This window comes from Shewanella sp. SR43-4 (genome assembly GCF_014163845.1).
GTDB lineage: Bacteria > Pseudomonadota > Gammaproteobacteria > Enterobacterales > Shewanellaceae > Shewanella > Shewanella vesiculosa.
On sequence record NZ_JACJEB010000002.1, the window covers coordinates 149,070 to 171,505 of the forward strand.

Sequence of the window (22,436 nt, forward strand, 5' to 3'; positions counted from 1 at the left end):
ATCTTATAAGTTAGTCGGTTGTTAACGCTATTCTAACTTACCTGCTACTCGATTACATAGCCAAAGCGACTCAATATAAAAAATGTGAGTAAAAACAAATAAAAAATATTAGTATTATTGTTATAAACTTAATTATATCGACACCCAAAGCCTATTTAATATTTAACCTAAAAGATTTATAAGGTAATACTAATCGAGCACATTTTACCTAAGGCAACGGCTCAACAAGGATAAATTATGCGCATATTGGTTATTGAAGACGATCCTATTTTGTCACATCACTTACAGGTTCAGTTATCTGCGCAAGGTAACCAAGTACAAGTCGCGTTAACCGCAAAAGAGGGATTTTATCAAGCGACTAACTATCCGATAGATGCTGCTATTATTGATTTAGGTTTACCCGATCAAGACGGAATAAGCTTAATCAAAATGCTCCGTAGTGCCGATATCAAAGCCCCGATTCTCATTTTAACCGCACGACTCATGTGGCAAGACAAAGTCGAAGGGCTTAATGCTGGCGCCGATGACTATTTAGTTAAACCATTTCAAAAAGAAGAACTCATCGCTAGGCTTGACGCCATCGTACGCCGCAGCTGTGGTTTTGTGAGTTCAACTATCACCAGTGGGGCGCTGCAAATTGATATGGCAGCAAAAAACGTGACACTGAATCAAACACCATTAGACATCACGGCCTTTGAATACCTTATTTTGGAATACTTAATGCGCCATAGTCATGAAGTTATCGCTAAGCAGCGTTTACTTGATGTGGTATATGCAGACAAGGAAGGCGATCCCAATACCATTGAAGTAATAATCAGTAGATTAAGAAAAAAACTAGCTCAGGGCGGAATAGCAGAGGCGATTGTGACTCTTCGCGGTCAAGGATATAAATTTAATCACCCATGCGACTAATTCCCCGACCTCAAAAACGCCTGCTAACAAGGATGTTTGTTACTTCCTTGGCCATTATCACATTAGTGGGATTTGGTCTGGCTTGGTTAATTACCCTGCTCCATGCCCAAAACCGTTATAACCAAACCACCAGCGCGTTAATCGCTAAATTACCTATCATTGCTGCGGAGTTTCGCGAAAACAATTTAATCCCCATCACCCAAGCACGTGAAGGTGATGACGTTGATACGCAATATATTATGGCGACTTGTAATAGTGCTTATCACACTTTATGGCGTTCTGATTTCGCGATTAGCTTAAAATTGAATAACATCTGTGAAAAATATCTTCAAATAAAAGATGATTTACCGCCGTTTTATCTTAATTTTGACACCCAGCAAAGCTACTTTGCTTATTTGCTCAGTATTGATGTTGAAGATCAAATGTATCATCTATTAATTTTAAAAGACGCGACGGCATTAAAAACGGAACTTAAACAATTTAACCGATTAACTTATTTTAGATTAGCCATCGTCATGGCTATTGCATTACTACTGTTAGTCAGTGCAGCCTATTGGGGCATGCGGCCGTTAACACAATTAAAACAAGAACTATTACAACTACAACAAGGACATAAAAAAAGCCTTTCACAGGATTATCCCGTTGAATTACACGGTATTACGATGGCGTTAAATCAGCTTATGGACCAAACGGATCAACGTCAGACTCGCTATCAAAATGCGATGAATGATTTGGCTCATAGTTTAAAGACACGTCTTGCTGCCAGCATTGCCATCATTGACGATGACTCTTTAGATCGTCAGCAGCAACAGCAAAAGATACTAGAACAAATCAATGATATGGATCATCTGGTGCAGTATCAGCTCAAACGCGCCATGTTAGGTCAGCAAGGCTTACGTCAACAACAAACAAAGGTCGCACCTATTGTCCAACAAGTGGCACAAATGCTTGATAAGATTTATCGGGACAAACACGTTATATTCACACTGCAAGTATCGGCGTCATTACACTTACCGCTCAGCAAAGGGGATGTAATGGAGTTATTGGGTAACTTAATGGAAAATGCGTTTCGCTTGTGTAGTAACAAGGTACAAGTTACCGCCCAGCATCTTGATGGCAACATGATTCAGCTTAGTGTCGAAGATGATGGCCCTGGGGTTGATGACGCCATTAAACAAAAAATCATTCAACGCGGAATGAGAGCCGATACCCAATCCTCGGGACAAGGCATTGGTTTAGCAGTATGTCATGAAATCGTTAGCAGTTATGGTGGCACCATGACCATTACGACCAGTGAGTTAGGCGGAGCAGCCTTTGTGCTCCAGCTCTCCGCAACGACGTAATATCATTTAAACATAAGTACCTAAGCAAGCTATCAGGGCAGTAAATACCGCAACAACACGCTTTACTCGATAGTGATCACTAACTTAATGGCGCATAAAGCTGCTCTGCACGATTAAACATTGCCCAAGAAGTGGCAATATACTTGTCGTTGCTAATAGGCACATTACCACGATGACTGTGAGTAAAGCCGGCGGGAGCTATAACCATAGTACCTTTTCTAGGACTTATTTTACGCTGCTGATAATAAAACTCCGTTTCACCGCCCTCTTCTACATCGTTAAGATAAAACATGTATAACACTACCCGATGAAGCGCCTCATTATGGCCATTTTGTGGAAATTGCTCTGAATGCCAATGCGGATAGCCACCGACACCTTGCTGATAGTGCTGCACGTTGATACTACCACTGCGGTACAAGTACTTAGTTAACGCTGCAGCCCTTGGCCGACCTAATGTTTCAAAATTATCAGGGGTCAGGGTTTGAGCTTGACCATTTTCATCAGCAACTTGCACTGACACGGCCCCCATTAGGGTTAATGAGTATTGGGTGAAATAATCACTAATGTGAGTAAATGTTGCCGCTAATAGCTCATTTTTCAATTCAGCTAAATCATCAAAAGCGTCTAACATTAAGTCACGACTGCGCTTTTTGTCGGTATCAATGCCAAAACCAGTATGACCAGGCCCCACACTCGGATGAGCATTAAATGCTGCCATTAAACGATCACATAGGTCATTACTTATCGCATTGGGATATACTTCAATAAAATCCATAGGGAGTAACTATTGTTAATAAATGTATAGTAGTATGCTGCCATGCCTATAAAGCATCTGTAAAGCGCAATGCACAACATACCTCTTTGTTCTTCAAAGTAACTATCGATTGAATATGAAAAAAAATCAAAAAATATCTGTAGATCAATTAGAAGTGGGTACTTTTATCCGCTTGCCTATTTCTTGGAAAGACCATCCTTTTTTGTTCAGCAGTTTTAAAATTAAAGACACAGTACAAATAGAGCTCATCAAAGGATTAGGCCTAAAGGATGTTTTTTTTGATCCTGATAAAAGCGACATTGAACCGGTAACATCTGACACAGCTGACGTTACAGCACCTGACCAGCAAACACTCGATGCACGTAAAGAGCAAATGCTCAGTCAAAAATCAGCGCAGATAGATGAACAACAAAAACTCAAACGCGATTTAAAGAAAACCGAACAACAATTTAATCGCTCAGTGTCGATGATGCATTCCATGGTCGCTAAAATCGGCAGCAGACCTCTTAATTCGGTTATCGAGGCTAAAGATCTCATTAGTAACATGACCACCATGCTACTCAACAGTGATAACTTAGCCTTGCATTTAATGGCCGATGCTAAAAATGATGAACATATTTACCATCATTCACTTAACGTCTCCATGCTGTGTATGCTGATGGCAAAAGAGCTGGGCTGGAATCGCCAAGAGGTGGAGACTATTGGTATGGGGGCGCTATTTCACGATATAGGTAAGCTCAAAATTCCAAGTAATATTCTCAATAAGCGGGTACCTCTGACCACACCAGAAGAAAACTTTATTAAACAACACCCTTTAATGAGCATTAACTTTCTTAAACTTGCAGATAATTTCCCGGAAGAGGCTAAACCATTAATTGCTAATCATCACGAATTTTTAGATGGGAGTGGTTATCCACAAGGCCTTAAAGCAGACAAGATAGACAAGTTGTCGCAATTGATCGCAGTGATCAATGAATATGACAATCTATGTAATGGTACTAATCAAATCAAACCTAAGCCGCCCAGTATCGCTTTAGGTTTATTATATAAAAATTATAAAAACAAACTAAATGCTGAGTATATTAGTAAACTAATCAAACTATTAGGTGTTTATCCTCCTGGAAGTATTATCGAGTTATCCAGTGGCCAATTTGCCTTGGTGATGTCAGTAAACTTACAACACTTATTGTGTCCCAATATTGTAGTATACGATCAGTTAGTACCCAAAGATTTAGCCCCTATCATTAGTTTACAACAAGAAGGACTCACTATTGTCCGCAGTTTACCTGCCGCCGCATTACCTGAGAAAATTCATAAATACCTAAATCCTCGAGAACAAATCAGCTTAGGTATCGGTCAAAGCTAGCCAGCTAAATGACACTGTTTTTGGGTTGTCGTCATGTCAATAATGATAAAATTCAACGACCTTATTCACAAATTGATACACCCTTGTTGAGAAACAAAAAAGCCATCAATTGGCAACAATTGATGGCTTTCTTATAGCGCAATTTGCGGTTATAACCAGCCTTTTCGTTTAAAGAAAAAGTAAGTTCCCGCTGCGCTGGCAAGCATTAATCCGACCGCCATGGGATAGCCAAATCGCCAATCGAGTTCAGGCATAATATGAAAATTCATCCCATAACTACTGGCAATGAGCGTGGGAGGTAAAAAAACCACCGCCGATACCGAAAATATCTTAATAATTTTGTTTTGTTGCAAGCCACTGAATCCCATCGCTGCATCAAGCAAGAATTGTAACTTGTCGAAAATAAATTGGCTGTGTGGCATCAATGATTCAATATCCGATAACATCTCTCGAATATCCTTCAAGTTTTCATCCGACAAACGATCACGATAATAACGTTGCATATAACGCAAGGAGCGCTGGGTATCCAATAAACTTAATCGAATTTTACCGTTAGAGTCTTCTTGCAAGGTGATCAGTTTAAATACGTCATCAAGCTCTTCATCATTAAACACTTGCTCGCTAACATTTTCTAATACACTGTAAACATCTTCAATTAAGTCAGATAGATAATCTACTTTTAGGGTAAATAACTCTAATAATAACCCTTGTGGGGTGGTAATATCTAAACGACCTAAACGCAAGTAGTTACGCAATAAACGGATAAGACCAACGTCTTCCTCACGCATTGTCAGCAAAAAATTTTCACGTAGGTTGAACGACACGTTCACTGCACGCACATCTGAACTCACCCGTTGAGGAAACAACGAGTTAATATGTAAACCATCTTGGTTTTGATAAAAACGTGCTGATGCCTCAATTTCTTTAATATCTTCTTCGTCGGGTACTTCTTCAGCTGAAAACAAGCTCAACCACTGACGTTCTTCATCATCGGGTTTCAATAAATCTAACCATAAGGTCGACTCGGGCACTTTATTGCCCACTTTCAATTCGGTGGTGATTAACTCTCTATTTTGATAGGCGTATGCAGTAATCATCGCTCCCCCAAAGTTCATTAGGCTATAAAGCACAACAAACAAAAAACACTCAAAAAGTGGCGCTAGTTTACTCAACTACAAATGAATGAAAAGTAAAATATTCAACTGCGCCAAAGATCGTACCAGAGACATCATTCGTGAAATAAGACATGAGATAAGTCTAGACTAGACTGTGCTGAATTAAGCGCCACTTAGGCTATTTAATTATCTGGATACTGATGTAAAGAATGACTATTTTCATCATTAATATTCGCGTCAACGAACACGATATTCAACATAACATTCCCATAAAAAACCAATGTGTAACATCACATATAGTGACTTCAGCTGCTAACTCACAACAGCATAACACGCGCTAAACCTTCATTAGTGTTTTCAGCAGATATAAAAAAGCGCCCAGATAGGACGCTATAACAACACACTACGCAGATTGAGTTAGCTCAGCTTGTGTTCAGCTTAAGTTACTCACCTTTTAAACGACGATCCAATTGATCTTTCAAATTGGCCGGCACACCTTTTATCAAAATGGTGTCAGAAATAGGATCATAAATAACCCGTTCACCTAAATGGCCACCATCAAAACTCAATGTTACTCCGCCGCCAGTGCCTGAAAACTTCTTCAAACTGCGTAAACTGGCTTTATCTGCCGGAAACTCATCATCCAACTCATAACTACCACCACAGGCGAAATCATAAAATGAATCCATGCCGGAATCAGCTAACTCGTCAGCTAAATCTTTAACTTCAATCACATCACCAGAGCCCGCGCGCTCAGAACAATAGTCAAAGACCTTGTTACGGCACTCTTGACGTTCATCTTTGGTTAACTCACTGCCCGCAACAAAGTCTTCAACCGCATGGATCAAGGTTTTGTTTTGCGCTTTGATGTTAACCCCTTCAACACAGCCCATAAAATCTAAAAAGAAGTCGGCAACTTTACGGCCCGCACGACCACGAATAAACGAAATATATTTACGCGAGCTTTTATCGGCCTGCCACTCAGTTAAATCAATGCGGGCGGCCAGTTGAATATTGTTTAAATCTAAGTGATTATTTTGCGACAATTCCATGTCATCTAAGACAGTCATCGACGACTTAGCGCTTAATAACGCCACAAATAAATAGTCGCTTGTCATACTGGTATAGCAAGACATCAATAAAAATCCGCCTTGGCTAAAGTCGTACTTAGACAATTCTTGCTGCAATAGTTGGCTTGCTTGGCCGCTAAATTCTACAAAACCTAAATCGCCTTTGCGATAGCCTGTCAGAGCATCAGAAAATGCACTATTGGCTTCGCCATCATCGTCATGGGTACCAAAAAAGCCAAAACCTTTTCCCGCTTTGCCCGAATAGGTCTGATGTAACTCTTCTAACATGGTTTCAACGGCGTGAGTATTCAACAACGGTTGCGGGCGTAAACGACAACGCATTTGCCCCTGACTGTCTTGAGATATTTCGTGAATAATTGCTTGCTCAATACTAATGCCCATAAGCCTTGTTAATCCTAGTCAGTCACAGATGATAATTTTAAAAAGAATGATATCAGACCAACCGTATAAATCGAACAAGGGTTTACGATATTCCTCACATAGAGCGAATAAAACTTGAGGCGAGCGCCGGCTAAATCCGTTATTATGTGCAGCTAATTCATTCTTTATTGAAGTTTTCTGACTATGGCAATTCAATCTAAATACACAAACACTCAAGTTGAGGCACTTATCAGTGAGCTGCTTGCTGTGCTAGCAAAGCATCAAGCACCTACCGATTTAAGCCTGATGGTACTAGGTAACTGCGTGACCCATTTACTCGATAAAAAAGTCCCAAATGAGTCTCGTCAAAAAGTAGCAGAGCAATTTGCCAAAGCTTTAACACAGTCGATTAAGTAACGACTAAATAAAATTTATCACTAATGCTAACAATCAGTTACACTGAAAAAAAGCCGTGATAATAACGTAGGAATACGAGTTAACATGATCGAGCGCAAAAAGCAGCAAATGACGCGTGATAAAGTGTCACGCTTAGTTAATTGGGGTCACTGGTTTGCCTTCTTTAATGGCATATTGGCGATGTTGATTGGCGCTCGGTATATCGGCAGTGTCGGCTATCCAGAATCCATTATTGGCTGGGCATATCTTACTATCAGTACCATTGGCCATTTTACTTTTTTGGCTTTTATCGGTTACTTAGTTTTTATCTTCCCGATTACCTTACTCCTACCTTACTCTAAAATTTTACGCGGTTTTGCTGCATTTATTGCCTCAATTGGATTATATGCCCTACTGTATGACACCATTATTTATGACGACTATGGTATTCATTTAAGTCCTTTTGCCTTTGATTTAGCTTGGCAAGACCTCAACGCGCTATTGCACAGTACCTCATACATAGTCACCCCTATCGTCATTGTGATTGTTGAACTTACCGCGGCCAATTATTTGTGGAAACGCATCGACAAAATCCAGAAAAAACAATGGGGTAATAAAGTGGTATTGTTTGTCGGAATTTGTTTCGTCAGCAGCCATTTATTTCATATTTGGGCCGATGCCACTAACATGACTGAAGTCACTCGTTTTGATGACGCTTATCCAGTGTCATACCCAGCAACAGCGCGATCGTTTATGGAAAATCACGGCATTGACAGCAGCATGCAGTCAACGGAATCACGCAACACTAAATCGCGAAAGTTAAGCTACCCAATCAATCCGATGCAATGCAGTGCTGATAGCCAACCTAATATTATGCTGATCACCATAGACAGCCTTCGAGCAGACATGGTCGATAACGTCACTATGCCGTTTTTAAGCCAATATCGAATCCAAAATCAGCGTTTTACGAATCACTATGCTGGTGGTTCTGACTTTGAAACCAGTATGTTTACTCTCATGTATGGTCTACAAGGTAATTATAGTGACCGCAAAGAGTTTGACAGTACTAGCCCAATCTTAACCAACATCCTTAAGCAGCAAGGTTATCAATTAGCCATGTTTGCCCCCGAAAATGAACAATACGCTGCCAATAGCGCAATGTTTAACGGCATGACCATGCACATCAGCGAAAGTCAAAATGGCAGTGCAGATGCCGACATCAATACCATTAGCGCAGTCAATCAATGGCAACAGAATCAAACACAACCTTGGTTCAGCTTAGTCAATCTGACTGCACCGAAAGACTACGATACTCCTGTTGGTTTTTTAGGCGTGCAAACCGTGAAACCGCAAATACCATTAAAGCCAGCACAGAAAGTATTGTTTAACCAATATCGTCAGTCGCTTAACTTTATTGACCAGCAACTCGCTACGCTACTCAATAATGTCAGTGATGACACTGTGGTGCTTATTACCGGCACATACGGTCAAGTCTTCACCAGTAACGCCAGTGATGCACGCAGCGATTTATCACCCGGTAACGTTAAAGTGCCACTGATCATTCATTGGCCAAACAGCAGTGGTAATAAAGTCAATTACCGCACTAGCCATTATGGTATAGCACCAACCTTGCTAAGCCATGTCTTAGGCTGCACAAACCCAAGTACTGATTACAGCTCGGGCCGAAGCTTGCTAGAGCCTAATAATGAAACCTGGGTCTACATAGGAGATAGTCGCCGTTTTGCTATCTATCAAAAATCTGAAATTACCGTGCTGGATCGCTTCGGCAAGTACCGTATCTATGATTTGGACTACAAAAAACGCTTAGATAAAAAAATGAGTGCACCAGAACTCATTCAAGTGATGCGCGAAGGTAGAAGGCTATACAACCAATAAACCAACCAAAGTACCATTCATTGGTGTAAGTTATGCTTAAAAAGTGCTGAAGGTAATACAATAAATATTACCTTCAGCATCTAAGTCAATATCGACCTATATCCATGATCAACGCTTATGCAAAAGGCTATATTCTGGCCGCTTATCCAATATTCGTTATCGTAATTGGGCAGTTTATAGTCAATTGATAAATAGCGCTTAACTAACTGCTTGCACTCGTTAATTACTGTTGATAAAGTGCTTATCCGCTTAGTGAACTCAGCTGAGTTACCCCAAAGCCATTAGGCGCACTAAGTGATACTTTACCAACCAGCTTGATACTAACTATTGACCGCTAGTGTGATAAAGTACTAAAAACTCGGTATGTAGCGCAGCCCGGTAGCGCACTGTCATGGGGTGTCAGGGGTCGGAGGTTCGAATCCTCTCATACCGACCAAATCAGGTGTTTTATTTCGATATATTATCGAAATTGACCTAAACAAAACCCCGTTTCAGCAACACTGAAACGGGGTTTTGTTTTTCTAGTTTGTGTTGAGCAATCCAGTTAATTCTTTTATAGCCTTTAGCCTGTGACACAGTAGACTTCGCCACATAAAAACCAAACACTAAATCACTGCCCCATAGTTCCGGCAACATTGTTAAAAAGCGAAATGGTAGCTATGGAGATTGATCAAATTGTCAGCTTAGTTTGAACGTTATTACTTTTGTGCCAGTAATAAGCGCTGACACAGTTTGACAAAGTCTGAAGATGTAACGATACCAAGAACATTATTTTGCTCATCAACAACCGGCAAGCAACCTAGTTTATTATCAATAAAATATTGTACGACTATGGTTAGCGGTTCATCTAAGCCTAACTTTTGTACTTTCGTGTCCATAATATCGGCAATAGGAGTATATCGCTCTTTTCTGTCTAACGCTCCTTGACCATATTTATTAAGCATACTCAACACGCTGGCGATCATCTTTTTGTGAGTCAACATGCCGATGAGTTGTCCATTTTGCTCAGAAATAACCGGTAGATGACGCACATTACGGCTTTGCATCAATTGGTGAGCATCTTTAAGGCTAGCTTCATGACTAATACACACCGGATTTGGGGTCATAATGTCGCATACTTTCATGGTATTACTCCTTTACAGCTGTCATAACATAATTCACTCCGAATGAAGACTATATCGAATACAGAGTGCCGCTGGTAGCAAAATAAAAAGGCATAACAGTAACCTTCATATCGACATTGAGCCAGAGACTAAATAGCCTTAAGCAACTCCTCTTAAAGGACTCAATGCTTTATCCAATTGATTAATTTTTTATGGTATATGTCTAGCAATACCATATCCTTAGGCTAAGTGATATCCCATGTCTTTAAGCATTTCGCGGTGATCTAGAGCTCCCGCCTCCCTTTACACCTAAAATACTGTCGTGACACTCACAAATAAGTCTTCTTGATGCCTAAGAGTAAATACCAAAGCATTATCATCAGAAGTATTCATCCGTCGTATGTCTGTTTATAAGAAAGTGAGTTATTTAATGCAATATAAAAATCAGCCACACGGATCGTTTCATAAAAGAACTGACTGTCTATAAACTCAATATCAATGCTGACTTTTACGTCATCTAAGCCACGACATAAAGCTTGTGGGCCTTTTTCTGTAATTTACAAAATTGAATGGCATGAATTGAACTTTCACACACATTTTTCTGCAGCATCTGTATGACAAGGTGCGACGATTAAAAGCAGTAACATTAGTACCTGTATTGATATTCACTGCACAACGAAATAATGTCGTATTTCAACCTTCATTTAAATCCTACAAAGACCAATATACTGAGTCATGTCCTGCTTAAATTGCTTTACAATATTGCACTGAGAAGCCGTAAAGAGATGGTTTCTAACCTTAGTTAATATTCACTATAACGGCCAATACGTTGATTATCAGCGTGACTTTCGGCATATGTACTGCAGATGATAATTCAGAATAATAAAAGATTGATAGCACCCTTTATATCAGCAGTCGTCGGCGTTAAGCTTAGCTCCATTTCCACATAGTAACTTTATCACTTCAGTATGACCCTGCTGTCTGGCACGCATCACAATGGACAACCCTTTACCATCAAGAGCATTAATATCTGCCCCTTTGGCCAATAAAAACTCCATTACAGCAATATGTTGCTTATTCGCGGCATAGATCAATGCAGAAAAATGCTTATTATCATACTGATTAACCTCTGCACCATGAAAGATAAGTTGTTGCACAGTATTGAGTTGACCTTGTTCTGCCGCAGCCATTAATGGCCGAAAATTATCATTGTTTTTTCCATTAACATTGACTCGGTTATCTAACAAAAGATTAATCGATTCCAGATCATTGTGCTCGATGGCAAGTAGCAAGGGGGTCATCTTACTTTCATCGCTTTCTATTTCAGTCGCGGCGCCATGAGATAACAATAAACGGACCATTGCAATATTGTGTGTTCCAATGGCATACAACAAAGGAGATGTTCCAGCATTATCTTGAGTATTAATGTCGGCTCCGTAGCTGAGCAATATCGTCACGATATTTATATCTGAACGATTTGCCGCCCAGTTCAGCGCTGTATGCCCTGTTTTATCTTTTATATTTACGCTCGCCCCTTGCTTAAGCAGAGTATTAACGACGTCGGTATGCCCACTCAACGCAGCGAGCATTAAGGCTGTACGCCCTATTCTGTCTTTTGCTCTGGCATCAGGACTTGCTCCCTCTTTAAGAAGTTTATTCACCGCTTGCACATCGCCAAAAGCGGCTGCATGAAGTAATGCTCTGCGTTGCTCGTGAGAGGGTTTCAGGGGTTTAGCATTATTATCCTGAGCATCAATCAATAACGGATTATGTTGCAAATCATTGCGTTGGTCTAATCGTTTGGGGTCAGCTTGGCTTGCTGAAGAGCGGGGTGGATTAGCATATTGTTGATGCTGAAAGTAAGCAGAACCTCCTTGTTCTCGATATCCAGGATAACCAACATTAGCACTATTTATATGCTGTTCATCTATGATTGGTGATTGTTTTAATGGGCTATCCTTAGCTTGTTCTTCTGATGTTGTTTCCTTTCCACCACGATAATTAGCTTCACCTTTACCAAGCTTAGGCATATTTTTCTGGTAATCGTGGCCCATTGCCGGTTTTTTAGCACTTTGTTTAGCTGTTGGGGTGACTGTTATTTGAACTACTTTAGTTGGCTTTACTGTTACTTGTGACGGTTTCGTGCTTGTTTCAGCAGGCGTAGCTGAAGTAACAGGTGTCTCTAATTGGGTTGGATCACGATTATCTTCAGCTGACAAAGTGATAATTGCCGAAGATAAAATAATAATCGCAATGAAGACAATTTGTATAATGCGCATCTGCTATTCCTATCCTTTCGGTCTATAAAAACGGCTAATAACAGTTTCTATTTAGCTTGAGTGAAAAGGAGAGAACAGCGCTCTCCCCCTTTGATTCACCAGTCAATCCTTAATTAAAATCTACGGATTTTGGTTATTGCAGTACCAGTATTGTTATCATTATTAAGATCGCCTTCGGCAAACACTGTCGCCGTCCAGATAATTTTCTCGTTTTTTAGGATATTGACTGGCCAGCTGAAGTTTAAAGATGTAGCAGCCCCGCCAGCTAAGTCACTAAAAGCCAAGCTAGGCAGGTGAATAACTAATCCTCTATTGGTTACGCCACTCACACTTACCTCGCCACTAACACTACTCTCTTTCAGATTGGCCACTTCGACAACCATAGCCACAGTGTCACCAAACTTAGCTTGTGCTGATGCAGCAAAGGCCGTCAATGCGACATCTACCTCAGTATTCACCACAGGTACTTCACCCTCATATTCGATGATAAGCTGCGCGTTATATAAAGCCGTCGATTTACTATCGCCTTTAATATAGACCGCAAGATCAAAGTCCGACGTCATCGGCAAACCATTGCTGGTGACAGGCGGTTCACCTGAGTCAGAAACAATTGTGACATACTCATTTGCAGTTACATCTACCCAGCCTTTACTCGTTGCGAGTGGAGAGGTTTCGCCCTCAGCCCAATCGAGTAAATTGATCACTGTTGTTGTCGGTATACCCACAGTATATTTCACGTTATCTTTGGCAAAAGGCGGCGCACTACATTCAATCAAGGGGATTTCCATTCCAGGAAGGTCTTGACCAAACTTATTAGGTTTAAGTCTCCAGCGTGGCCCAGAAACCAGCTCCCCAAGCGAAGCATCGGGCAATGCACTACCGATGAAGTCCTGAATATTTGGATCTGGATTTGTATCATAAGACCATTCAAATGGGTCTCGATTAAGGGTGGTATAGTAGGCGTTAGAATAACCACCAACAAGATCCGATGAGAAGGCATAAGGATGATCGGAGGGTTCTGAACCAGGAGAAGCTGCAGGGTCTAGCGCTTTAGGGGAATTTTTTAGTACGGTACCGATTCCGATAAAAGACGGTTCTAAAGACCCTTCATCGGTATCAATTATGTCACTATCACCTTCATAACAAGGAACAGTACTTTTCCAAATAGCAGTGTCACCTTCACCTTCAATTCTATAAGATGGTTTACGACCTGTTGCCGCCTCATTCTCCAAGTCTTCAGGACGAAGTTGGTCATTAGGATTATTAGTGATCCAATGATTAACCACCAACTCTGCTCGAGTAACCACAAAGTTTGCTGCTGGATCTTTCCATTCTGCCGGCAATGCCAGCTGAGCATACATGCGAATATCATTAGGCCGTTTATGTATTCCTCCCCAACCATAAAGTGGCTTACCATCATCTTTGAGCTGTATTGAATAATCAGTACTTAAGGCAATATTATCTAACATATTGGTCTTATCATTAGGGAACATCTGACAGCCAATTGGATCATTATCTGCCACACAAGGTGTTGCCTTGATCAAGCGTTCATATGCTTTCCCACCGACTAAAACTTGGACATTATCATCCAGTGGTGCATTTGCACAGTCAAACGAGAGACTGCCGTCTGGTGTTGATAAAATCGCTTGGGTACCATCTGGACTGGCAAAAAAGTATGGGATGGTTTCATAACAACTAAGGGCATGCTCCATAACGGTATAATGTTCCGTTTCACATTTTACCGAGGTGCCACCTAACCCTTGACACCAAGTACCTAATGGAGGTTTCACCTTATATTTTTCGGTGGCAGCATTAGCAACTTGAATACCGATAATCTCTCCTCCATCGAGAATATTACCAACGAATCCTTCTAGGTAGTCACCATTGCGCGCTTTGGGTTGGGCGCCAAGAAAATCTACAACGTAAAATCCAAATTCACTATCGACGGGATATAACATCACCCCCGACTTATCAAGAAATGGAAGATTATCACTAGGACAACTGATTTCTCCAATATCACAAATAATTGATGGATCTTCAGAGAAAGTCACACCATTAAGTCCCCCCAGAACATCCTTAACTGAAAAAACGTGCACTGGCGATTCATAAGCCGTAGCACTCCCTATTGAGGCAAGCAATGCTATAGAAATAGCAAGGGCAAGCGGTTTTTTATTAAAATATTTAACAAATAACATAACAACCTCCTGTAATTATTTTGGGATTAAATTAATCAACCATAACAACCTCCTATATTTTATTTTTATGTAACTAAGTTGGGGCGGTATTAAAACTCGACAAGGTTTATGCACTCTGTAAACCTTGTTCGCCAGTCGATCCAACAGTCAAAACCTTAAACAACCGGCACCGACAGATAACATTTAAACCACCTTTTTATTACCAAAAAGAAACCTATTAAACATACCGTTAACCATACAAAAAATGTGGAAATATTCAAGAGGGTAAAATAGCCCTTAATCCATCAAAATGCGCTTTTTGACTTGAAAAATATTTAATTTCAATTAATTAAAAAATACGGGGTCAGATCAATAAAAAGTGATATTTTTGACTATGCTGATCAAGGAGTTGGCGTTCTCATTCTTTCGAATGACAACTACACATTTTAGCTTTTTAAATATTACGGTTATCTCAACAGAGCTTGCATTTACTCGCATAAAAATAAACGCTGTAGTTGATGTATGCAGTTCAAGCCAGAGAATAAAACCCGCTCATTTAGCTGGTCCTATGGAGATATGCGGAGTCGTTAAAATACTTTGGTTTAAACCGACTAACTCAACGGTTTATCTCTTTGAAGTTAAGTGTGGTATTGCTTCGGTACAACAGCCTTGAACCCATTAAAAAACCCAGTATCAATGACGCAATACTGGGTGTTGTATAAACTCAATGCTCAAAGACTAATTTATCGCTTCGTGTAGCTCCTGATACATTAACTCACGCATCTTAAACTTCTGGATTTTACCTGTCACTGTCATGGGGTATTGATCGACAAATTTGATATAGCGCGGCACTTTGAAATAGGCAAATTTCTCAGTGAGAAAATGACGAATATCGTCTTCAGTAATATCGGCATTGGCGCGCACTTTAATCCATGCGCACACCTCCTCGCCATATTTGTCACTTTGAACGCCAAAAACGGCTGCGTCCTGCACATCTTTGTGGCTGTAGAGCTTTTCTTCAATTTCACGAGGATAAATATTCTCGCCGCCGCGAATGATCATGTCTTTAATTCGGCCGACAATTTGTACGTAGCCAAGTTCATCCATTTGACCGATATCTCCTGAATGCAGCCAGCCTACACTGTCAATGGTTGCGGCAGTTTTCACCGGATCATTCCAGTAACCTTGCATAATGCAGTAACCTCGGCTGCACACTTCACCGGGTTGGCCAACAGCCACCACATCACCAAATTCATTGATGATTTTCACTTCAGTGTGCGGCAATGCACGACCAACTGTGAGCACTTGCTTTTCGATGGAAGAATCAATCTCAGTAATATGATTTAACGGGCTGCACTCGGTTTGTCCGTAACCTATTAATACTTGTTTCATATACATTACATTTTGAACGCGGCGCATCACTTCTTCGGGGCAAGTGGCGCCCGCCATTACACCAGTGCGCAATGAACTAAGGTCAAACTCGCTAAATTGCGGATGCTCTAATTCAGCAATAAACATGGTCGGTACACCATGTAGTGCGGTACAACGCTCTTGTGCAGCCACGGTTAACGTAGTTAGCGGATCAAAAGACTCTCCCGGGTATACAGCTGCGGAGGCATTTATAATTGAACATAAACTGCCTAAAACCATGCCAAAACAATGATATAGCGGCACAGGAATACACAATTTATCGACCGGAGTAAGTTTCATCGCCTCAGCCACTAAATAAGCATTATTTAAAATATTATGATGCGATAATGTCGCGCCTTTGGGGCTGCCAGTAGTACCAGAGGTAAATTGAATATTAATCGAATCATGTGTATTAAGAGAGTCAGCAATGCTAGCCAACACATGTTGATCATCGGCGTTAACCTCCACCAGCAAATCATTAAAATTAAGCATACCAGGGGTTTTGTCTGTACCCATGCGGATAACAAATTCAAGTTTTGGCAGTGCGCGAGCGGATAAACGGCCCTGATTACTGCTCAATTCTGGCAATAACTCATTCAACATTTGTAGGTAATCGCTGGACTTAAACCTATCAGCACAAATCACGGCACGGCAACCAACATTGCTCAAGGAGTATTCCAGCTCTTCAGGTCGATAAGCGGGATTGATACACACCATAATGGCGCCAATTTTAGCGGTCGCAAATTGTGTTAAACACCACTCAATGTTGTTAGGCGACCAGATCCCTACTCTATCTCCTGCTTGAATGCCTAGCTGCAATAAACCTGTGGCGAGGGAGTCTATTTTTTCTTGATACTGGCGATAGTTCCAGCGGATATGTTGATGGTAAACAACAACGGCAAGATTATCTGGATAGGTGTTAGCAATATCATCAAAATATTGACCAATGGTTTTATTGATAAGCGTCGTCGAAGTGGCACCATGGTATTCACTCAGAGTAAGAGGAAGTTGCGCTTGGTGTTGTTTGACCATTAAAGCCTCCGTGCATTTATTATTATAATGAATAATGTTATTCGTCTTATTCAAACTAACCAATGCATGGGGTCACTCACAAGTAAAAAAGGCGGGTATTAGACTAAAGATTAACGTAGACGAAAGGAATTTATGCACCCAAAAATCAATATTTCAAGAATCAAGAATCAAGAATCAAGAATCAATGTTGGCTGAGATTGACCGCTTAAGTTACCGGCTCAAGCTAACAGCTAATATTAACCGCATGATTACATCGCATTTACGACTTGGACAATAAAAGGACACATTAAATAATCATAATAGCCTGTTTATAATAAAAATTTAATTTATTGCGGCCTTTTATTAAAAATCTAATAAACTGTGGTGCTTTATGATGTCGCAGTCGCTAAGTTTCCCCTAATAATAGCGAATTCACTGTCGATGCAGTCATGTTTAACCATTATGTCTTTGGCACATTAAAGCTTGTTGCTTGTTGCCAGATCTAAACCGTAATAATGTCTTTACATAACATGACTATCATAAGCTTAAAAATAAAACTCACCACTATTCGTCTCTTATCAATAACAGGATTACATATGACACCGGCGGCAACATCACCAAGCCAACTAAACACTACCGCCATTTTACTCGTGTTAGCGCTAGGCACCTTTATTTTGGGATTATCTGAATTTTCGATGATGCCAATGCTGCCATTAATTAGCGAGACATTTGCCTCTACGCCATCTCAAAGCGGTTATGCTATTAGTGCTTATGCGATAGGGGTTGTTGTCGGTGCACCGATTTTGATGCTGACAACTGCCAATATGAAAAAACGTCATGCATTGGCGATATTTCTGACATTAATGTTTATCTCAAATGGCTTAAGTGCCATGGCCACTTCACTTGAACAGCTTATTGTATTTCGCTTTTTAAGCGGTCTACCTCACGGCGCTTATTTTGGTGCCGCAATTTTATTGGCTGCCGATATTGCCCCACAACATAAACGTGCCAGCTATATGTCTAAAGTGTTTATGGGCTTAACCATAGCGACCATTGTTGGGGTTCCAATTGTCACTTTAGTCGGCCAAAACTTAAGCTGGCGCTATTGTTTAGCAGGTGCATCGGCTCTCGCTTTAATCGCACTTGTGTGCGTCTATGTGGTAATTCCAAAAATAGAAAATAGCCAACCATCTAATTTAATTAATGAATTTAGTGTGTTGAAAAATAAATTGGTGTGGTCAATTTTAGGCATTGTGATTATTGGCTTTGGCGGTGTGTTTTGTATTTACACTTATATCGCCGACACCATCTTAGTGGTGACACAAACCCCGGCCTACACGATTTCAATTGCCATGGTGATGTTTGGTATTGGTTGTACCTTAGGTAACTATGTATTAGGCAAAGCGGCCGATCGCGCCGCCTTAAAAACCACAGGTATCGCATTAGTGTGTACGATTATATTTTCTGTGGCCTATGTCAGCGCCAGCCATAATATTTGGCTATTGTATGCGGTGATTTTCTTTATTGGTTGCAGTGTGGGTTTAGCCACATTAATTCAAACCTTACTGATGGACGTATCGCCAAATGGTCACGCCATGATAGGTGCATTAGTGCAATGTTCATTTAACACCGCCAATGCTATCGGCCCTTGGGTGGGTGGTATGTTTATCGCACAAGGTGCCATGCCTAACGAGACCGGTTATGTGGCGGCAGTGCTATTTGCCGGCGGCTTAATCATGTGGCTGTTAAGTTATCTGCAAATGAACAAGAAAAATACTCAACTGGAACAGTGTTCAGCATAAATTAACAACGCTTTCCATTTTATGGAAAGCGTTGTTAGCTTCAAACTAGGTGCCAATATTAACTTCTGCGAATTTTAGCAGGAAGTGACTGACGAGCTGCCGAACCGACTACCCAATCAAATAATACGCCTTCACCTTGACGGGTTAGGTTAATTTCCAAATGGCCAGAAGTTTGTCCCATTAATACTTCATGGCCTCTGCTTGATAAGCATGAGATGCATTATAAAAATACCGCAACAGATAATGTTATGGTTTAGCTATAAGCAGCCTTCAAAACTTTCTCAATGCCCCTAAAAATAACTAGAGAAAAATGCACTATCTAATTAAGGGTACAACTTTAAAACACCATTGGTAAAATCATCTAGGGGTTATTTTTAAGCCATCTTTTATTAATAACACAATTATCTCGTTGACCTAAAAAATGATCAACGGTTCAAATAATGGCTGTCATTGATATACGTTACATTGAGATTTTTAATCTATTTAAGCGTAAATATAAAATAAATACCTTAGCGGTGAAATATTTCACGGGTTCTGCCTGTCTATACTGATTACATTACCCCACTAGGAATAATAAAAATGACGACTCGTCGATATCAATTACTGTCAAAAATCTGTTTACTCTCTAGTCTTTCTATTCTATCAACGTCACTTTATGCATCAGAAAAAACCATGCAAGAAATCGTTGATGCTGTTAATGGCACACCTGATATGGCGAGTCGAGAAGCAGGTAAAAAAGTCAAACTGCGCAATCATGCCAAAGGATTCTGTACCTCTGGATATTTTGCACCTAACCCTAAATTAAATGATGAATTAGCGATTCCTTTCTTTGATCAACCAAAGATTAATGTCACCGCGCGTTTTTCAATGGGTGGCACAAATCCACACGCTTCAGATAAAACTGCCGGACGCTTTATGTCACTTAAAATTGATGGTGACAAAGAAAACCTCAATTTTGTCACCACAAACTCACCGGTATTTTTTGCCGGTAACCTAGATGATTTTTTTACTTTTCAAGTTAAAGTAAAACAAGGGCCAGAAGGCAAACAATGGTTAATCGATAACAAACCCGATGCCAAGGCATTTTTTGACTTCGTTAAACAGTTGCCACCCAGTGCCAGTTTTGCCAATAGCCCGTATTTCGGTGTTAATAGCTTCCTATTCACAACCAAAAATAACGACATAGTACCTGGCCGTTGGATTTTTGAACCTGCAGACGGCGTCGTTAATTTATCTCAAGCTCAACTTGCAGAGCTTCCAGATGACTTTTTAAAAGAAGAATTATTATCACGAATTAAACATGAGCCCGCAGTATGGAATTTATTCATTAAGCTTGCAGAAAAAGATGATGAAATTAATAACCCAACGGTACTTTGGCCTGAAGACAGACAGCGTTTATTAGTTGGCCAAGTTATCATTAACGGCGAAAGAGATAACGAATCAACGATCCAAACATGTGGCAATGGTATTTTTAACCCTGTGTTGTTACCAAAAGGGATTACACCGTCAGCGGATCCTATTTTAAATGCACGGACTCCGGCTTATATTGAATCGTTTATTAGACGTCAGTAATAGCCGCTGACCGACACAGCATGATCCATTACATCTTTAGCAGGATCATGCTGTGAGGTTCAATCAGCCAGCGATATTTGCATTACGCTAAATGAAATCGTGATGGCTGCTCACTAGTAATTAACCTACCTAGCTTATGAATTGGTTAACTAACAAGGATCTATAATGAGCCTAATTGTCTATGGCGTGCCACTTTCTCCTTATGTACGTAAACTGCGTTTATGTCTGGCCGAAAAACAGCTCGATTATCAGTTGGTCATTGTATTGCCTTTTGACCAACCGGCTTGGTTTAAAAAACTCAATCCTCTGGGGCGTATTCCAGCTATGAAGGATGGTGACTTAACCTTGGCTGATTCCAGCGTGATCTGCCAATACCTTGAAGATAAATATTGCGAGCTTACTCCTTTACTAGGACAAACCGCAGAGCAACATGCCAAGGTACGTTGGTTAGAAAAATATGCTGATTATGAGTTGGCCCCACTGGTCACCTTTACCCTATTTCAACAGCGTATAATTAATCCCAGTATGGGCCATCTTTGCGATGAACCTTCGGTAATGTCAGCTTTAAACGATAAACTCCCCATCCACTTTGATTACTTAGAACACACCTTAGGTAATGCTAAATTCTTTGTGGCAGACACCTTAAGCCTCGCCGATTTAGCGTTTGCTTCTCAAATGGTCAATATGGAGCACGCAGGAGAGCAACTAGATGCACAGCGTTGGCCGAATCTTTCAGCGCTTTATACGCGGATCAAGGCCCGAGCATCAATGGCGGATTTATTACAAGGTGAGCAAAAAATATTATCTTCATTAAAAAAAGCCACATCAAAGCAAGCGTCATTTGAAATCTAATCAATAAAGGTGTGATGACAACGCAATGAGTCATGCAAAAATCTCCCTTGCACCGATGATTTTTAATGATATTAATTGGTTATCTTACGAAAAATAGTCTGTAAACCTTCTTTGTCGACTAAATAATGGCAAGCGGTTTACCCAGTCTTTTGATTTTATCAATAGGCCAAACAACCAAGCATATTTGAATAAATGCTAAAATAGACAAAAACCTTATTCACATTGAGCTGAAACCTCAGTCGCTTCGTATTTAATAACAATCGTCATCACAAAGAGCACTATAATGTTTTCATTTTTAAAGCCAGATCCAGTTAAAAAATTGCGCAAAAGCTACGATGCAATACTAGAGCAAGCCATGCAAGCGCAGCGAAAAGGCGATATTAAAACCTACTCTTTACTTACGGCTGAATCGGAACAAATTTGGGCTAAAATAGTCAGCTTGGAAGCAGCGAGTAAATAATCCTATACTGAGTCAATACAATGAGTAAGAGATTAATGAAAGTCATCATTGTGGCTCGGGTAATATAGGTTCACTTGAATCCATGTAGGTTAAATAGTTTTGCCAAATATTATGAGTACGCTGCACCGTAAGTTGCAGCATACATCCTTGATACATAACCCCTCTTATTGTGCCATCTCGCCATAATTGGTATATCGCATGGCAATAAGACTCTCGATAAGTCAGCCAGTCTCTTTGCGATAGCTGGAGTGCTTCAAGCACTTCAGGATCATCATGAAAAGTGTCACTAGCCTTAGCAATATATTCATCTAACCTAACTTGCGCCACTTCAAATTCCTGTCTAGCGCATTGATTAATATCAACCGTACTCATTGCTGCATCGCAATCGATATCATGTTCAGTTTCTTGTGCCCTGCTGGCACCACTTATGATTAATGTGAAGCTGAGTAACCCTACAGCCATATATGCCTTCATTGCCAACACTCCTGTGGTGTTTACCTTAATTCAACAATCATTTGT

At 40.4% G+C, this 22,436-nt stretch carries 18 protein-coding genes and 1 tRNA gene; 10 read left to right on the forward strand and 9 right to left on the reverse strand.

The window, feature by feature from the left end:
* The first annotated feature begins 237 nt into the window (after positions 1-237).
* Together H5123_RS02960 and H5123_RS02965 are read left to right on the forward strand one after the other, a co-directional pair.
* Entirely contained in the window at positions 238-912 is a 675-nt protein-coding gene (locus tag H5123_RS02960; protein WP_182696982.1) for a response regulator, read from the forward strand.
* Entirely contained in the window at positions 903-2,255 is a 1,353-nt protein-coding gene (locus H5123_RS02965) for an ATP-binding protein (RefSeq protein ID WP_182696983.1), read from the forward strand. The genes H5123_RS02960 and H5123_RS02965 overlap by 10 nt, the downstream gene beginning before the upstream one ends.
* 79 nt (positions 2,256-2,334) lie before the next feature.
* On the opposite strand, the gene H5123_RS02970 is transcribed toward H5123_RS02965, so the two are convergent.
* The gene (locus H5123_RS02970; protein WP_124016479.1) at positions 2,335-3,030 is read right to left on the reverse strand and encodes a 2OG-Fe(II) oxygenase; all 696 of its coding nucleotides are present in this window, start codon (positions 3,028-3,030) and stop codon (positions 2,335-2,337) included.
* A 115-nt stretch (positions 3,031-3,145) separates the two neighbouring features.
* Between H5123_RS02970 and H5123_RS02975 the strand changes: the two genes are divergently transcribed.
* Positions 3,146-4,396, forward strand: a complete 1,251-nt coding sequence (locus tag H5123_RS02975; RefSeq protein ID WP_182696984.1) for a DUF3391 domain-containing protein — start codon at positions 3,146-3,148, stop codon at positions 4,394-4,396.
* A gap of 149 nt (positions 4,397-4,545) precedes the next feature.
* Here H5123_RS02975 and corA read toward each other — a convergent pair whose 3' ends face one another.
* A complete protein-coding gene (gene corA, locus H5123_RS02980; protein ID WP_182696985.1) occupies positions 4,546-5,493 on the reverse strand; it encodes a magnesium/cobalt transporter CorA in 948 nt (315 codons plus the stop codon).
* Positions 5,494-5,954: 461 nt separating this feature from the next.
* Complete coding sequence (gene yejK / locus H5123_RS02985; protein ID WP_124016476.1) at positions 5,955-6,983, reverse strand: nucleoid-associated protein YejK; 1,029 nt, start codon at positions 6,981-6,983, stop codon at positions 5,955-5,957.
* A 183-nt stretch (positions 6,984-7,166) separates the two neighbouring features.
* Here yejK and H5123_RS02990 point away from each other — a divergent pair, with 183 nt between their 5' ends.
* The 3 genes from H5123_RS02990 to H5123_RS03000 all read left to right on the forward strand — a co-directional run bounded on the left by H5123_RS02990 (position 7,167) and on the right by H5123_RS03000 (position 9,690).
* Positions 7,167-7,379: a YejL family protein gene (locus tag H5123_RS02990; RefSeq protein ID WP_124016475.1), complete on the forward strand. Its 213-nt coding sequence runs from the start codon at positions 7,167-7,169 to the stop codon at positions 7,377-7,379.
* 84 nt (positions 7,380-7,463) lie between these two features.
* Positions 7,464-9,254 carry a DUF3413 domain-containing protein gene (locus H5123_RS02995; RefSeq protein WP_182696986.1) on the forward strand — a complete coding sequence of 597 codons (1,791 nt, stop codon included), beginning with the start codon at positions 7,464-7,466 and terminating at the stop codon, positions 9,252-9,254.
* 359 nt (positions 9,255-9,613) lie between these two features.
* Positions 9,614-9,690: transfer RNA gene (locus H5123_RS03000), tRNA-Pro, on the forward strand.
* Between the two features lie 262 nt (positions 9,691-9,952).
* Here H5123_RS03000 and H5123_RS03005 read toward each other — a convergent pair.
* The 4 genes from H5123_RS03005 to H5123_RS03020 form a co-directional block, all read right to left on the reverse strand.
* Positions 9,953-10,378: an HPP family protein gene (locus H5123_RS03005; RefSeq protein ID WP_124016473.1), complete on the reverse strand. Its 426-nt coding sequence runs from the start codon at positions 10,376-10,378 to the stop codon at positions 9,953-9,955.
* A gap of 887 nt (positions 10,379-11,265) precedes the next feature.
* The gene (locus H5123_RS03010; protein ID WP_182696987.1) at positions 11,266-12,636 is read right to left on the reverse strand and encodes an ankyrin repeat domain-containing protein; all 1,371 of its coding nucleotides are present in this window, start codon (positions 12,634-12,636) and stop codon (positions 11,266-11,268) included.
* Positions 12,637-12,749: 113 nt separating this feature from the next.
* Positions 12,750-14,831, reverse strand: coding sequence for a hypothetical protein (locus tag H5123_RS03015; RefSeq protein WP_182696988.1), 2,082 nt, complete (start codon positions 14,829-14,831; stop codon positions 12,750-12,752).
* A gap of 717 nt (positions 14,832-15,548) precedes the next feature.
* Positions 15,549-17,252, reverse strand: coding sequence for an AMP-binding protein (locus H5123_RS03020; RefSeq protein WP_182696989.1), 1,704 nt, complete (start codon positions 17,250-17,252; stop codon positions 15,549-15,551).
* 575 nt (positions 17,253-17,827) lie between these two features.
* Here H5123_RS03020 and H5123_RS03025 point away from each other — a divergent pair.
* Positions 17,828-19,033, forward strand: a complete 1,206-nt coding sequence (locus H5123_RS03025) for an MFS transporter (protein WP_124016471.1) — start codon at positions 17,828-17,830, stop codon at positions 19,031-19,033.
* A 58-nt stretch (positions 19,034-19,091) separates the two neighbouring features.
* Here the strand turns inward: H5123_RS03025 and H5123_RS20565 are convergent, their stop codons facing one another.
* A complete protein-coding gene (locus H5123_RS20565; RefSeq protein ID WP_259395220.1) occupies positions 19,092-19,214 on the reverse strand; it encodes a hypothetical protein in 123 nt (40 codons plus the stop codon).
* A gap of 398 nt (positions 19,215-19,612) precedes the next feature.
* Here H5123_RS20565 and H5123_RS03030 point away from each other — a divergent pair, with 398 nt between their 5' ends.
* From H5123_RS03030 to H5123_RS03040, 3 genes are all read left to right on the forward strand, one after another.
* A complete protein-coding gene (locus tag H5123_RS03030) occupies positions 19,613-20,605 on the forward strand; it encodes a catalase family peroxidase (protein ID WP_182696990.1) in 993 nt (330 codons plus the stop codon).
* Between the two features lie 165 nt (positions 20,606-20,770).
* The gene (locus H5123_RS03035) at positions 20,771-21,457 is read left to right on the forward strand and encodes a glutathione S-transferase family protein (RefSeq protein ID WP_182696991.1); all 687 of its coding nucleotides are present in this window, start codon (positions 20,771-20,773) and stop codon (positions 21,455-21,457) included.
* Between the two features lie 283 nt (positions 21,458-21,740).
* Complete coding sequence (locus tag H5123_RS03040; protein ID WP_182696992.1) at positions 21,741-21,917, forward strand: DUF6435 family protein; 177 nt, start codon at positions 21,741-21,743, stop codon at positions 21,915-21,917.
* A gap of 45 nt (positions 21,918-21,962) precedes the next feature.
* Here the strand turns inward: H5123_RS03040 and H5123_RS03045 are convergent, their stop codons facing one another.
* Positions 21,963-22,391 (reverse strand): lysozyme inhibitor LprI family protein, encoded by a 429-nt coding sequence (locus tag H5123_RS03045; RefSeq protein WP_182696993.1) that lies wholly within the window; start codon positions 22,389-22,391, stop codon positions 21,963-21,965.
* Between the last annotated feature and the right edge of the window lie 45 nt (positions 22,392-22,436).